Raw genomic sequence first — 15,673 nt, forward strand, 5'->3', positions numbered from 1 at the left:
GAAATAAAGAAGTCAGATGTTTCTTAATGTTCTTGAATAAATTAACTACAAATATGCTTTTCAACTTTACGCAGCGGTAATTTTGGAGAAGGAAAATCATTACATTTACATCCGCAATGAAAAAAAATAAAAAATCGGCCGCAGTCGGGTTTATCTTTATCACTCTTCTCATCGATATTACGGGATGGGGAATTGTTATTCCAGTCGTTCCCAAATTGATTCAAGAACTCATCGGAAGTACCGATCTCAGTGTTGCTGCTCAATATGGTGGTTGGCTCAGTTTTGCTTACGCAGGAATGCAGTTTATTTTCGCCTCCGTTTTGGGAGGATTAAGTGACCGTTTTGGCCGAAGACCTATTATTCTTTTTTCCTTGCTGGGTTTCTCCATTAACTTTTTTATTCAAGCCATCGCACCTACTATTTTTTGGCTTTTTGTCGGGCGATTGTTTTCAGGAGTTACCGGAGCCAGCATCACTACAGCCAGTGCCTACATTGCAGATGTTTCCACCGATGAAGATCGCGCAAAAAATTTCGGGATGATTGGCGCTGCTTTTGGAGTCGGCTTTATTATTGGACCTGTTATTGGCGGAATTTTGGGTCAGTATGGCGCACGAGTTCCTTTCTTTGCTGCATCTGCTTTATGTTTGGTTAACTTTCTCTATGGCTTTTTTGTCTTGCCAGAAAGCTTAAGCAAAGAAAGCCGCAGACCATTTAATTGGCGCCGCGCAAATCCGGTGGGTTCCTTAATGCAGTTGCGAAAATATCCAGAGATATTAGGATTAATTGCGGCTTTGGTATTTGTTTATATTGCAGGACATGCCGTACAAACCAACTGGACTTTTTTCACCATGTACCAATTTAACTGGACAGAAAAAATTGTGGGAATTTCCTTAGGGGTTTCTGGATTTATGGCAGCTTTGGTTCAGGGTTATTTGATCAGATTTATTCAGCCCAAATTAGGAAATCAAAAAAGTATTTTTTATGGCTTAATTTTATACGCCACCGGAATGGTTTTATTTGCCTTCGCCAGTGAAAGTTGGATGATGTTTGCCTTCCTAATTCCCTATGGATTGGGGGGAATTGCAGGTCCCGCTTTACAATCTGTGATATCTGCTCAAGTTCCAAAGAATGAACAGGGAGAAATGCAGGGAGCTTTGGCAAGTTTAGTGAGCCTAACTGCGATTATCGGACCACCCATGATGACCAATGTTTTTTATTATTTCACCCATGATTCTGCGCCTTTTATTTTTCCAGGTGCTCCCTTTTTCCTTGGATTTGTTTTAATGTCCATCAGTGCGGTAATTGTATATTTTGTCTTTAAAAAAAGATCGCATCTATAAAATTTAGATAGAATAATTTTTAACTTTTAAATAATAATTCTGGTTGCAAACTTTTAAACCTTGGCAGTCGTATATTTTTAAAAATAAATAATTTCGTCATTTTTAATCTCGATTAGGATGTTGCAATTATTAATAATAATTTCCTTTCAAATTAATAATCTTTTGTAATTTTACGCCATGGAATTAAGTATAGGAGAAATGCTTTTAGTTGCCGTTTCAATCGTAGTATTGTTCGGTCCCGATAAATTGCCAAAAATCGCACGTGATTTAGGTCAAGGTGTTCGCAAAATGAAAGGCGCGATGGAAGACGTAAAGTCAGAAATTTTAAAAGAAACAGATAATCCCGTTTCCGAAATTAAAAAAGAAATTGAGCGCGTAAAACAAGCGGCTCAAGAGTATAACCCAGTTGGTGATTTAGAAAGAAAATCTTTGGAAGAAAGAGCGTTACCAAAACCAGATCTAGCTTCTAGTGAGGAGCATGAAGGTCCCGTAAGTCGTTAAGATGACCGAAATTATTCAGGGAGACAAAGAGGTTTTTCTCTACCTCAATAATTTAGGGAGTTCAAGTTTTGACCAGTTTTGGATTTTATTATCAGAAACTTGGATTTGGGTTCCTTTATACATGATTTTTCTCTATTTGCTTTTCCGCAGCTTTCCTCTTCGAAGCCTTATTTTTATTCTTATTTTCATTGCTTTAGGCGTTACCGTTTCCGATCAATTAGCAGGAATTTTTAAAACAGGAATCGCTAGATTTCGACCGTGTCACGATCCTACATTAGATGGACTCATGCGCGAAGTAAAATGTGGTGGGCAATTCGGTTTTTATTCCAGCCATGCCTCCAATACATTCTTTATCGCGACTTTCATGAGTTTACTCTTGAAAAATAAATTCAAAATTTTACCATACTTTCTTATGTTTTGGGCAGCAATAGTGTCCTATAGCCGTATTTATTTAGGTGTACATTTCCCGATGGACCTTATTATGGGTAGTTTGATGGGCTTTTTGCTCGGAGGATTATTTGCAACAATTACTCAAAATGTATTGAATAAACAGCGCAAAAGCAATCCATTTCCTTCTTCCAGATAATCTAAAATATTTGGAAGAATTGACGCTCGCTTCGCTCGCGCCCCTTCTCTAAAAACCCCGCAAAACTTCCAGCTCTTAAAACCACATTCCAAGGCAAAAATATTATCTTTGCTTTTATGACACCAGACAAAGACAAACGCCTTTATCTCATCGATGCTTACGCGATGATTTTCCGTGGTTACTATGCATTAATCAGAAGTCCGAGATTGACCAGCAGTGGAAAAGATACTTCCGCCATTTTCGGATTTACAAACTCTTTGATTGAATTAATTCGTCGGGAAAAACCTTCTCATTTAGCGGTCGTTTTTGACGTGGGTCAGGCAAGTGTGAGAACCAATGATTACGCAGATTACAAAGCGAACAGAAGTGAAACCCCTGAAGCCATAAAGATTGCCATTCCTTATATTCACAAAATTTTGGAAGCAATGCATGTTCCATGTTTGGGATTAGAAGGATATGAAGCAGATGACGTTATCGGAACCATCGCGTGCAAAGCAGAAAAGGAAGGATATATAACTTTCATGGTGACACCGGATAAAGATTTTGCGCAGTTGGTGACGGATAAAATTAAAATTTTAAAACCCGGTCTGAAGGGTGCTGAATTTGAAATTTTGGGTGTAGAAGAAGTTAACGCAAAATATGAAATCAAAGATCCAAAACAGGTGATTGATTTTCTTGCAATGATGGGTGATGCGGTGGATAATATTCCTGGATTAGAAGGAGTAGGAGAAAAAACGGCAAAAAAATTCCTGAAAGAATACGGAAGCATTGAAAAATTGCTTGAAAATACTGCAGATCTAAAAGGAAAACTCAAGGAAAAAGTAGAGAATTCTGCCGAGAGAGGAATTTTATCTAAGAAATTAGCCACCATTATTTGTGATGCACCAATCGAATTTCATCAGGAGCAATATGATCTGGAGGTGCCTGACTTCGAGAAAGTAAAAGAAGTTTTCGATGAATTAGAATTCCGCAGATTGTATGAAAATTTGTACCGTGCTTTCGCACCACCTTCGGAAAATGGAACAACTAATGGAAATTTCACTGCTGCAAAAGAGCAGGCTGGAAAAGACACTAATCAATCCATGCAATTGGATTTATTTGCGAATTTCGAAGAGTTGGAGCAGGCAACTACCACCAAAGAATCCGCTTTGGACAATGATCATCTTTACCAATTTATAGATTCGCCGAAAGCACAATATATTTTAGTCAAAAATTTAATGAGTCAAAATGCGTTTAGTTTTGAAACCCATATCTCTTCTGCAAATGAAATGGAAGCAGATCTCATTGGACTGAGCTTTTCCAGCAAGAAAGGTTTAGCCTATTATATTCCACTTTCGTCAATAAAGGAAGAAGCGCAAAAAACGTTAGAAATTTTTCGTCCACTCTTTGAGAAAAAGGAAATTGTAAAGATTTCTCACAGTTTAAAAGCTGACTATAAAATTCTAAAATTAGACGGAATTGAAATTGAAGGAGCAATTTTCGATACCATGATTGCACACTATCTTTTAAATCCAGACGGCAGACACGCTATGGAGTATCTGGCGGAAATGTACCTTAATTATAAACCCATTTCATTAGAAAGCTTAATTGGTAAAGGAAAAAATCAGGCAAAATTTGCTTCACTTTCCATAGAAGAGCAAACAAAATTTGCAGCGGAAGCGGCAGATCTCAGTTTCCAGTTGTATCAATTATTTGCACCGCAATTAAAGAAAGAAAATCTTGAAGATTTATTTTTTAAGGTAGAAATGCCTTTGATGAAAGTTTTGGCGAAAATGGAATTGACAGGAATTGCATTGGATAAAGCGTGGTTGGAACAGGAGAGCAAAGATTTGGAAAATGATTTGCGTACTCTGGAAAAAACCATTTTTGAGATTTCTGGCGAAGAATTTAATATGAATTCTCCAAAACAGTTGGGTGAAGTTTTATTCGAAAAAATGCAGCTGGATCCAAAAGCAAAAAAAACGAAATCTGGTCAATATGCGACGGGAGAAGATATTTTGCAAAAATTATCAAGCAAGCATGAAATTATTCAGCATATTTTAGAATACAGAACCTATCAGAAATTAAAATCGACTTACGTGGATGCTTTGCCCTTACAGATCGACAAAGATGATCAGCGTGTTCATACCAATTTTTCTCAAACTACAGCCGCAACAGGCAGACTTTCCAGTTTAAATCCTAATCTTCAAAATATTCCGATCAGAACCTTGCGGGGTCAACAAATTCGGGGCGCGTTTGTGGCTAATCCCGGACACAAAATTATTGCAGCGGATTATTCTCAAATTGAATTGCGTTTAATTGCAGCCATTTCAGAAGAAGAAAATATGATTCAGGCCTTTAAAAATGGAGAAGATATTCACGCTTCTACAGCTTCCAAATTATTTAATATTCCTTTAGAAGAAGTTACCAAAACCCAACGTTCACAAGCGAAAACGGTGAATTTTGGAATTTTATACGGACAAGGTGCTTTTGGTTTAGCAGAGCAAACGGGACTTTCAAGAAAAGAAGCCAAGGAAATGATTGAGTCTTATTTTGAAACCTATCCAAAGTTAAAAAAATACATGGCGGATCAAGTGATCAAAGCCCAGGAAATGGGATATGTGGAAACAATTTTACATCGTAAAAGGCATTTGAAAGATATTAATTCTGCTAATTTTGTGGTAAAAGCGCATGCAGAAAGAAACGCTGTGAATGCACCAATACAAGGAAGTGCCGCAGATGTTATCAAATTGGCGATGATTAAAATTGATGCGCAACTCACCGAACAAAATCTGAAAACGAAAATGCTTTTGCAGGTTCATGATGAATTAGTATTTGAAGCACCAGAAGAAGAGATCGAAGCAGTTTCTGCCTTAATCAAAAAAGAAATGGAATCTGCTTATGAAACCACAGTTCCTTTGTTGGTAGAAGTTGGAACAGGAAATAATTGGTTAGAGGCGCATTAAATATAATTATGGAAAAAATTGTAATTATTGGAAATGGCTTTGATTTAAGACATTATCTACCTACAAAATATAATCATCTTATTACAATTTTAAGAGAAATAGAAAATCTAAATTTTTCAAGTTTTGATGAAATTAAATTCGGTGATTTATTTGGAAATTTATTTAAAGAAAAAGATATATGGTTTCATAATAATATCTGTGAATACTATAATACAAATAATATATTATTTGATAAAACTTCTTTAGAAAGTATTCAAGTAAGAATAAAAAATAACAATTGGTTTAAATACTTAAAAACTGTAGAAGATTCAAAAATAGAAACTTGGATAGATTTTGAAACTGAAATTGAGAGAGTTTTAATTATTATTTTGGATTTTTTCACTCGGTATAATCTTGGAGAATTACAAAATGGATTAAAGAGAGATGGTAAAAAAGGTAATGTTGTCTTCTATGTTCATGGTCAAGAATATCAAAAAGTTTTTAAAAATAAGTTACAGAGTAATATTTTATTAAACTTTAATCTTTTTAAAATCGAAAATAATTTTAATGCAATAGCAGATAACACATTTTTACTTATAGTTGAAGATGAATTACAATATTTTAAAGAAAAAAAATTTTTCGATTCAGTTTATTATTCATTGGAAGAATTTATTGGAGTTTTCAATGATTATATAATTAATATAGTCAATGCTTTTTATTCTCAATTTAATGAAAATCTAAAAGAAAACTATGTGCATCGTGATGATAAATTTTTATTTGATGTAGTAAGTCAAGTTTTTTCCTTCAATTATACAAGTACTATTGGCCAACTTTATAAGCACAATGATCAGAACAAAAATGCTATTCGCATAATGCATAATTCGCTGGCTTCAAAAAAAACATCTGTAGATTATTTACACGGCGAAGCAATTAGTAATTTGGAAAAACTTGATGAATTGAAAATTGTTCTTGGTGTTGATGATATCAATAATAATCTGAAAAATCATAAACTATTTCAGTTTACAAAATATTTTCAAAAATTACATAAGAATACAGATTACTTATTTTTAGATCAAATCATTAGAGATTTAGATCAGGATTATAAAGGAAAGGAGGATAAGACATTTTATTTTTGGGGACATTCACTTGATATTTCCGATTCAGAATATATTAGAGATGTTTTTAAAGTTGTTCGGAAAAGTGACTGTCAAATTATAATTTTTTACCATTCGATTTCAGGAAAAGCTGATCAATTAAAAAATTTACTCAGTATTATCGATAAAAATATAATTGAAGATCTAATGAAAAATCAGAAATTAACTTTTATTGAATCCACTTTTGACAATTTATTTGAACAGTTATCATGAAATTCCTAATCATTATTCCCACGCACAACGAAGAGAAAAACATTCTTTTCACTTTGAAATCTTTGGTGCAGCAAACGTTTCAGAATTTTTTGTGTGTGGTAGTGAATGACGGTTCTACGGATAAAACCCAGGAAATTGTTGAAAATTATATTTCTAATTTTACGTTGAGCTCTGTCGAAACGTCAAAATTCAAAATTCAAAATTTAGCATTATCAGAACATGAACCGGGCGCAAAAGTAGTTCGAACTTTCAATAAAGGATTAGAAACAGTAGATTTAAAAGATTTTGATGTTATTTGTAAATTTGATGCAGACATTATTTTCCCAAAGAATTATTTGCAGAAAATAAAAACGGAATATGAAAGCAATCCAAAATCGGGAATGGTTTCTGGAATTGTGAAAATCAAAAAATCTGTTTTTGAGTATCATTTAGCTTTCGATTTTATTGATCAAAAAAAGCAGTGGAAATTCGAAAATATTTCCTCTCAAAATCATGTACGCGGCCCCATCAAATCTTATCGAAAAGAATGTTTTCAGGATATGAATGGTTTGCGACCTGTTTTAGGTTGGGACAATATTGATGTAATGTTAGCGCAGAAAAACGGATGGGAAGTGAAGACCATCAAAGATTTGTGGGTGAAACATTTGCGCCCAACAGCTTACCAATATAAAAGTCAGAAAGCAAAAAAGCTTGGCGAGTACTTTTATAATATTGGATTAAGCTTACCTTTAGCCGCAATCTCTTCAGCTAAATCATCCTTTAAAAACCGGTCGATTAGCGAGTTTTTTACCACATTAACAACATTTTTAAAACAGAAGGAAGAACGAAGATTATCCTCAGAAGAAATTAAATATATTAGAAATTTAAGGTGGGGCAAAATGCTGCGCAGATAATAGAAAACTATGAAAAAATTAATTGTCCTATTCACCCTTTGCAGTTCAGTTGCAATCATGGCACAGAAAACTGCCGAAATGATTATTACCAATGCAAAAATTTACACCGTAAATCAAAAATTTGACCTTGCAGAATCGATGGCAGTTTCTCAAGGAAAAATATTAGCGGTAGGTAAAACTTCGGAAATCCTTAAAAATTATACTTCAAAAAATATTCAAGATTTAAACGGAAAAACGGTCTATCCCGGATTAATCGATGCCCATTGTCACTTCACCCGATTCGCAACGGATCGCTGGAAATGTAATCTTTGGGGCACGAAATCTTGGGAAGAAATCGTAGCAAGAATGTCGGAATATGCCAAAAACGCACCGAAAGAATGGTTATATGGCAGAAGTTGGGATCAAAATGATTGGGCAATCAAAGAGTTTCCGAATAAAGAAAAGTTGGATCAATTGTTTCCTAATCGTCCGGTTTATTTAAAAAGAATCGACGGTCATGCCGCAGTTGCCAATCAAAAAGCTTTAGACATTGCGGGAATTACAAAAGATTCTAAAATATTGGGTGGAGAAATTGAAGTCAAAAATGGTAAGCTCACTGGGATTTTAATCGACAATGCCATGGAATTGGTAGAGAAACACATTCCAGAAATCGATGACAAAACTGCAATTGAATATTTTTCTGCTTTGCAAAAAGAGTGCTTTGCTGAAGGGCTAACTTCTCTGCATGATTGTGGAATTTCTGAGCATTTATTAGGTCTGTTGGAGAAATCTCAAGCGCAAAATTTATTGCAGATGAAGATATTTGTCCTTTTAGAAGACAATCCTAATTCGTATGATAAATGGTTAAAGAAGGGGAGAACCGTTAATAAAAATATTACAGTTGGTGGTTATAAAGTCTATGGTGATGGTGCTTTAGGTTCACGTGGTGCTTCTTTAATAAAAGAGTATTCTGATAAAAAAGGGTGGAAAGGTTTTCTTTTAAGTGAAAGAAGTCACTTTGAAGACTTGGCGCAAAAGTTAGTGAAAACCAATTTGCAAATGTGTACGCACGCAATTGGAGATTCAGCGAACAGAACAATTCTTCAGATTTATGGCGATGTTTTAGGAGTGAAAAATGATAGAAGGTGGAGAATTGAACACGCACAAATCGTTGATAAAAATGACTTTGATTTATTTGGTAAGTATTCGATTATTCCTTCTGTTCAGCCTACACACGCCACTTCTGACATGTATTGGGCAGAAGATCGTCTTGGCAAAGAACGTTTGAAATATTCTTACGCCTTCGAAGATTTATTAAAGCAAAACGGCTGGCTTCCTTTGGGTACAGACTTTCCGGTGGAAGAGATTAGCCCGTTAAAAACTTTTTATTCTGCTGTAGCTAGAAAAGATTCTAAACATTATCCAACCAACGGTTTCCAGATCGAAAATGCGCTCACTAGAGAACAGGCTTTGCGAGGAATGACAATTTGGGCAGCAAAAGCAGCTTTCCAGGAAAATGAAATTGGAAGTTTAGAAGTGGGGAAATCTGCAGATTTTATTATCGTTGATCAAGACATTATGACGGTTCCAGAGGTTAAAATTTTGGATACCAAAGTTTTGGAAACGTACTCCAGTGGTAAACAAGTTTTCTCTAATAAAGCGTACTATGATGATTTAGCAAAGAAATTATCTGGTCGTAGCTTTGGAAGTCTAAAGGCAAATTAACAGGCACAATTTGAAAAAAAACTTGAAGAAAATCGCCTACATAGAATTAGATACGCACGCTGAAATTGCACAAAATTTCAGGGATTTGATGCAAGATTCTAATCAATTCGATGTAGATTACTATTTTTCTGAAAAGATTTTCAAACTCGTCGGAGAAAAAGAATCGAATATTTATCTGAGTAACAGCACAACACTCTTAGATCAGTTGAATGCGCAAAATTATGATTTAATTATTCTCGGGACGGTTCATCGAAATTTCAACTTGTATCAATCAATTTCAAAGAACTTTAATGCAGCGATGATTGTACATAATGTAAACTTCACAAAAATAAAGAAGCTTCAGCTTTTTAAAAATATCTTTAAAAAAAATTTGATTTACAGGTTTAAATTGTGGTTGAAAGAAAATTTGCTTGCAGCTCCAGACCTCTTTAAAAGCGTAAAAAATAAACTTGTTTTGGATGAAAGTTTGGTCAATAATCAATTTAAATTTATGCCGATTTTCTTTTCTAAAAATGATGTTCAAAGCGTTCACTCTACCATAAATATTGTAATTCCAGGTTCTGTGGAGCAATCTAGAAGGGATTATAAAATGATCATCGAGAAAATAAAAGCGTTCAGAAGTACGACTCATTTGAAATTTATTTTTCTTGGCAAAGCAAAAGGTAAAGAGCTAATGTGGTTGCAGGGTTTAGAAGGGGAGAAACCTGAAACTATTGATATCCAATACTTCACAGAAAAAGTTCCGCAAGCTGAATTTGAGGTCATTATGGAAAATGCAGTCGTGCTTTGGTGCCCAATTCAGAGACAAACTGAATTCTTTAGTAATAAAGAATATTACGGAAAAACCAAAATGAGCGGCAACGTTGGTGACGCCATTAAATATAGAAAACCGGCTATATTTCCGAAGAATTATTCCTCAAAACATCCATTTCTAATTCCGCAAGAAGAAGATGTAGAAATGCAATTTTTAAATGGTCATAAAAATTTTGAATACGATTTTCAGAAAAGTTTTAACAAAGAAAAAATGCGGACGGAATTGGAAGGTGTTTTATTATCTTTAATTTAGATATTAGAATTTAAAAATGCTTTTGAGGAACTTGCTGTTCAGATAATCACCGATTGGAAATATTTTCATAAAATAATTGGCTCCAAAAATAATCGCTAAAACAAAAGCCGGCTTGTAAAAGAGATTGACGAAATTATTTGACGTTTCTGGAAGCATAATGGCTAAAGTTATTGCCAAGGTGCAGACGATCAAAACATACATCATTCCTATACTGAGCGGGAAAACATTAAATTTGACATAGTTGAAATAAATTTTAATAAGATTAAAAAGCGTTAATGAAATAGCGGTGGCAATGGCAATTCCAATTATTCCTAATTCCGTTTTCGTCAGAAATAAATAATTCAATACGATTGTAGCAACTGCTAAAAATAGCATCACCACAATATTAAATCGATAGTGTTTAGAGAGGGAAATAATATGACCATTAAATCCTGTTGCCAAGTCGAAAATCATGGCGACTCCCAAAATCCAAACTACAGGTTCTGCCTGTCTTAGCTGATCTCCGTTTTTAATAAAATTACTCAAATAAGGAAATCCCACCAAAATACAGGAGAAAAGAACGGCTCCTAAGAAGAACAAAGTGAGCGATGTTTTTTTATGAAAACGATCCAATTCTTCAAATTTTCCCGCAGCAATTGTTTTGTTGATGATTGGCGCGGAGATATTGAATAATCCCATCTGCGGAATTAAGATAAAAGATAGAATGGACAAAATAATACTGTACACTCCATTTTCTTCGAAATTTAAAAACTCCCCAATCATGAAATTATCAACGCGAAAAGCAATGTAATTACCAATGTTTCCTAGGAAACCATAAAAACTGTAATTTAAGATCTCTTTCCAAAGATTGTCTTTTTTTACATAATCGGTGCTAAAATCAGTTTTGATTTTTTCCAGTGAATTGGTGTAGAAGAGATAACCTAAAAAGGAGATGATAAACATTCCAAAGAAAAATCCATATGCTCCTTTTTCCGTAACTCCCAAAAAGAAAAACAAGGTAAAAGCACCCACATTTGCAATTTTTGGAATTAAATTTTCGAAGATATTGGGAACTACAATTCTTTTGAAATTAGAAATGTATTTGTTAAAAATAGCAGAAAGTGCCAAGATTAAAACGAGGGGTAAAATCAGACGTTTCATCTTCCAAAGTTCTAAACTTTTGAACTGTGGAAAAAAGTGAAAGAAGACGAAAAATAGGAGCAGAAAAGCTGTAAAATTAAAGAGAACGCCTATGAGTGAAAGGGAGAGTAAGTTTTGATTTTTGCCATCTTTCTGTGTTTGATGAAAGAATTTAACATTAGAAAAAGACAATCCGAAAACGACAATAGGTAAGATCATTTCCGCGGTGGGCATGATGTAGCGCAGCTTTCCGTAAAATTCCATGTCATACGGAAAAATAAAAATCGCAGAAAATGTTCCGAGTAAAAATCCAAAATATCCAATTAAAGAATACTTAAAACTCTGCCTTGCAACTACACTCATATATTTGCAGGTTTAGGGGAGTTCGGGACAAAAATTATATTGTTGATGTACACTTCTTTGTTCAGCAACCGGTTATGAATTTGTTCATTGATTAATTCTTTCGTCAACTTTTCGAGGTCAAAAGATTTTCGATTCAGATAAAAAGCGGTGTAATTCCAGTATTCAATTAATTTGATGAGATCTGAAAGCGTTTCGGAATGGTGCCGCTGTTCCATTTCTACCATTAAAGTAGGTTGATGCTTCTTAATAAGTTGTTCGCCACCGAATAACGTGCGCATCTCATTTCCTTCTACATCAATTTTAATGAAGTCTATTTTGTGAAGTGTTTTTCCAATTTCCCAATCGTCTAATTTAATGATTTGCACCTTTTGGATAGTGTGATTTTCTTCATCTTCTTCTCTGTAATCCAATTGCAATGTACCGCGGGAATCATAACTTTTTCCATTGACCACAGGTATTTTAAACTCTGCAGTGCCGTTTGCATCGGATAAAGCAAATGGATAAATGTTGACTCTTGGAAAGATTCTTTTTAAGCGGGAAAATAGTTTTTTGTTGGGTTCAAACGCGTGTAAATTTTCGGGAAAAAGTTTTTGTTCCAATTGAAAGAGAAAACTTCCATTATTAGCGCCAATGTCTAACATAACGGAATCTTCCGATAAAATATCTTTAATCCAAATTAACTCTGGTTCAATGTTTTTTTTGCTATAATTATCTTTGGAAACGTGCTTTAAATTTTTGAAATACCGTTCTTTATAAAAGCGTGGCGTTACAAACTGTAATTGATTGGCAATTCTTTGATAAAGTGACATGGTTTTCCTTTTGAGAAAAACAAAGATATAAAAATATGTTAAATAAATGTTAAAATTCATTTGCGTAATCATTTAAACTTCGGTTAAAGAACGTTTTGCTTTACCTTTATCCCTAGAAATTTTACTATGAAAAAAATCTTCTTTTTCCTCTCAGTAGCGCTTTTAAGTTCCTGCTCAACTTTGCAAAATTCTAAGAAAGAACCGTTTACTTGGGAAGGCGCCAATATGTATTTCCTTTTGACGGACCGATTTAATAATGGCAATCAAGCGAATGATGTCAATTTTGGCAGAACGGAAAAAGCTGCAACTTTACGTGGTTTTGAAGGCGGTGATTTACGCGGAATTATTCAAAAAATTGATGATAACTATTTTTCAGATTTGGGAATTAACGCCATTTGGATGACGCCATTAGTTGAACAAATTCATGCGGCTACCAATGAAGGAACGGGAAATACGTATGCATATCACGGCTATTGGGCGAAAGATTGGACCGCTCTTGATCCTAATTTCGGTACCAAAGCAGATTTAAACGAATTGGTAGAAAAAGCACACGCCAAAGGAATTCGTGTTGTTTTAGATGCTGTAATTAATCACACTGGTCCAGTGACAAATATGGACCCTGCTTATCCGAATTCATGGGTAAGAACATCGCCCCAATGTAAATACGATAGTTATGAAAATACAACCGCATGTACTTTAGTCGCAAATCTTCCAGACATTTTAACAGAGTCTGAACAGCCCGTGGAACTTCCTGCAATGTTGGTAGATAAATGGAAAAAAGAAGGCAGATATGAAGCAGAAATGCAATCTTTGAATGCGTTTTTTGCAAGAACGGGCTATCCAAAAGCACCGAAATATTACATCATGAAATGGCTGGCTGATTATGTTCAAGATTATGGGATCGATGGTTACCGGATTGATACAGTGAAACATACGGAAGAAGAAGTTTGGAAAGATTTCCAGAAAGTTTGCCAGCAAAGTTTTGATATTTATAAGCTCAATAATCCCGACAAAGTTTTAGACAAGAACCTTTTCTTCATGGTTGGTGAAGTTTATGGGTACGGAATTTCTCAGAAACAGATTTACAATTTCTCTGATAAAAAAGTGAATTACTATCAGAATGGTTTTAAATCATTGATTAATTTTGATTTTAAAGGAGATGCCAACAAATCTTATGAGGAAATTTTCTCCAATTATTCCAAAACCTTACAGTCAGATTTGAATGGAAAAACAGTGATGAATTATTTGACTTCTCATGATGACGGATCGCCTTTCGATAAGGATCGAAGAAGAACTTATGAGTCAGCCACAAAATTATTATTAACCCCTGGAATTTCTCAAATTTACTATGGTGATGAAAGTGCCAGAAGTTTAACGATTTCAGGCGCAGAAGGTGATGCAACCTTGAGAAGCAATATGAATTGGAGTGACGTTAAGTATAATGCAGGAACGCAAAAATTATTACAACATTATCAAAAACTCGGAAAATTCAGAGCGAATCATCCGTCGGTAGGAGCAGGAGTTCATCAGATGATTTCTTCTTCACCATACTGGTTTAGTAGAAAATACGGCACAGATCATGTGGTTATTGGATTAGATTTGAAAGAAGGATTGAAAGAAGTTTCCGTCTCTGGAATATTTGAAAATGATACTAAAATTAGAGATGCATACTCTGGTAAAACGAGTATTGTAAAAGAGGGGAAAGCTTTAGTTGATTCCGAATTCTCAATTGTCTTATTGGAAAAAATTTAAAATGAAGAACCTCTTATATATTTTATTAGTCACCTTTTCTGCAACAATTTACGCGCAAAAAGTTCCCACCACTTCCAAAACAGTCTTTTCTAAAGAGGCGCTCAGTCAAAAAATTACTTCACTGCAAGGAAAAAAATCTTCTATTGAAGGCGTCATTAATGATCATAAAGGGAGAATTTTGATTATTGACTTTTGGGCAAGTTGGTGTCAAGATTGTATCAAAGCTTTGCCTGCAACCAAAGAATTGAAAGATAAAAATCCGGAATTGGATTTCGTGTACTTTTCTTTGGATCGTTCTTATGACCAGTGGAAGAGAGGGTTGGACAAATACAATTTATCCGAACAAGAAAATTATTGGTTTGATGAAGGCTGGAAAAATGATTTCAATAATTATATTGATCTTAATTGGGTGCCAAGATTCATGGTCATCGATCAGCGTGGTGGAATTGCAAAATATTATGCGATAAGTCCGACTGATGCAGATGTGCAAAATACCATCGATGAATTAAAGAATAAAATGCTTTAGAGAAAAGGTCTTTCAAAAAAATCATTGAGCGGTTTAATGGTCTGAAAAATTTTGCTCATATATTGAACGGAATTTTTGGCCAAAATCTGATCATCAGAAATCGGATGCGTCACCACAAAGTTTTTCAACTTTAAATATTCTCCCATTGGATGTTCCTTGTCGAAACCAGTGGGAACTCTTTTCAATTTACTTTCTGTACTCAGTCCGCGGAAATTATTTCTAAAGTTTTCATCTTCGATAATGCTGGCAAATTCTTCTGATTGAACAGAAATTTCATGGCGTATCTCCTTTAAAATTCCAGGTTCAGGTTGGAAAACACCGCCCGCTAGAAATGATTTTCCCGGCTCGATGTGAATGTAATAGCCCGATATTTTTTTAATTTTAGACATGCCTAAACCAATTCCGAAATGAGTTTTATACGGCGTTTTATCTTTTGAAAATCGGGTATCCCTATAAATTCGGAAAAGTGCTTTCTTCGGATCAATCTTCAAAATTTCTTCGTCAAATTTCGCTATTTCTTCAATTAATGCTTCCACCAAAAGTAAGATTTCCTCTTTTGCCAGCAGATAAATTTCCTTGTTTTCATTAAACCAATCGCGGTTGTTGTTTCTGCTTAAAGTATTTAAAAATTGAAGTGTAGAAGGATTCATCAAGGTGGAATTATTGATCAAAGGTAAAACTTTTCATTATACAACGGTCTCCAAAAAGTCCTGCAAAAAGAAG

The 15,673-nt window shown here is 34.5% G+C and carries 13 protein-coding genes; 10 read left to right on the top strand and 3 right to left on the bottom strand.

Going from position 1 to position 15,673, the window contains the following annotated elements; translation table 11 throughout:
- Window positions 1-116 precede the first annotated feature (116 nt).
- The 8 genes from RCH13_RS10615 to RCH13_RS10650 all read left to right on the top strand — a co-directional run bounded on the left by RCH13_RS10615 (window position 117) and on the right by RCH13_RS10650 (window position 10,381).
- Complete coding sequence (locus tag RCH13_RS10615) at window positions 117-1,340, top strand: TCR/Tet family MFS transporter (RefSeq protein WP_326987215.1); 1,224 nt, start codon at window positions 117-119, stop codon at window positions 1,338-1,340.
- A 177-nt stretch (window positions 1,341-1,517) separates the two neighbouring features.
- Window positions 1,518-1,841, top strand: coding sequence for a Sec-independent protein translocase subunit TatA/TatB (locus RCH13_RS10620; RefSeq protein ID WP_326987216.1), 324 nt, complete (start codon window positions 1,518-1,520; stop codon window positions 1,839-1,841).
- A 1-nt stretch (window position 1,842) separates the two neighbouring features.
- On the top strand, window positions 1,843-2,427 hold the full coding sequence (locus RCH13_RS10625; protein WP_326987217.1) for a phosphatase PAP2 family protein: 585 nt from the start codon (window positions 1,843-1,845) through the stop codon (window positions 2,425-2,427).
- A 116-nt stretch (window positions 2,428-2,543) separates the two neighbouring features.
- The gene (gene polA, locus RCH13_RS10630) at window positions 2,544-5,372 is read left to right on the top strand and encodes a DNA polymerase I (protein WP_326987218.1); all 2,829 of its coding nucleotides are present in this window, start codon (window positions 2,544-2,546) and stop codon (window positions 5,370-5,372) included.
- Between the two features lie 8 nt (window positions 5,373-5,380).
- The gene (locus tag RCH13_RS10635; RefSeq protein ID WP_326987219.1) at window positions 5,381-6,718 is read left to right on the top strand and encodes an AbiH family protein; all 1,338 of its coding nucleotides are present in this window, start codon (window positions 5,381-5,383) and stop codon (window positions 6,716-6,718) included.
- Entirely contained in the window at window positions 6,715-7,611 is an 897-nt protein-coding gene (locus RCH13_RS10640) for a glycosyltransferase family 2 protein (protein ID WP_326987220.1), read from the top strand. Before RCH13_RS10635 ends, RCH13_RS10640 begins: the two co-directional genes overlap by 4 nt.
- 9 nt (window positions 7,612-7,620) lie before the next feature.
- Window positions 7,621-9,315: an amidohydrolase gene (locus RCH13_RS10645; protein ID WP_326987221.1), complete on the top strand. Its 1,695-nt coding sequence runs from the start codon at window positions 7,621-7,623 to the stop codon at window positions 9,313-9,315.
- Between the two features lie 10 nt (window positions 9,316-9,325).
- Window positions 9,326-10,381: a hypothetical protein gene (locus tag RCH13_RS10650; RefSeq protein WP_326987222.1), complete on the top strand. Its 1,056-nt coding sequence runs from the start codon at window positions 9,326-9,328 to the stop codon at window positions 10,379-10,381.
- A 3-nt stretch (window positions 10,382-10,384) separates the two neighbouring features.
- Here RCH13_RS10650 and RCH13_RS10655 read toward each other — a convergent pair whose 3' ends face one another.
- Entirely contained in the window at window positions 10,385-11,863 is a 1,479-nt protein-coding gene (locus tag RCH13_RS10655; protein ID WP_326987223.1) for a lipopolysaccharide biosynthesis protein, read from the bottom strand.
- Window positions 11,860-12,672: an FkbM family methyltransferase gene (locus RCH13_RS10660; RefSeq protein ID WP_326987224.1), complete on the bottom strand. Its 813-nt coding sequence runs from the start codon at window positions 12,670-12,672 to the stop codon at window positions 11,860-11,862. The genes RCH13_RS10655 and RCH13_RS10660 overlap by 4 nt, the downstream gene beginning before the upstream one ends.
- Before the next feature lie 126 nt (window positions 12,673-12,798).
- Between RCH13_RS10660 and RCH13_RS10665 the strand changes: the two genes are divergently transcribed.
- Both RCH13_RS10665 and RCH13_RS10670 read left to right on the top strand, forming a co-directional pair.
- On the top strand, window positions 12,799-14,424 hold the full coding sequence (locus tag RCH13_RS10665) for an alpha-amylase family glycosyl hydrolase (protein WP_326987225.1): 1,626 nt from the start codon (window positions 12,799-12,801) through the stop codon (window positions 14,422-14,424).
- Between the two features lies 1 nt (window position 14,425).
- Window positions 14,426-14,950: a TlpA family protein disulfide reductase gene (locus tag RCH13_RS10670; protein WP_326987226.1), complete on the top strand. Its 525-nt coding sequence runs from the start codon at window positions 14,426-14,428 to the stop codon at window positions 14,948-14,950.
- Here RCH13_RS10670 and RCH13_RS10675 read toward each other — a convergent pair.
- Window positions 14,947-15,621 carry a DUF2461 domain-containing protein gene (locus tag RCH13_RS10675; protein WP_326987227.1) on the bottom strand — a complete coding sequence of 225 codons (675 nt, stop codon included), beginning with the start codon at window positions 15,619-15,621 and terminating at the stop codon, window positions 14,947-14,949. The genes RCH13_RS10670 and RCH13_RS10675 overlap by 4 nt on opposite strands.
- Window positions 15,622-15,673: the final 52 nt, after the last annotated feature.

The sequence above is a fragment of the Chryseobacterium sp. MP_3.2 genome (assembly GCF_035984805.1).
GTDB lineage: Bacteria > Bacteroidota > Bacteroidia > Flavobacteriales > Weeksellaceae > Kaistella.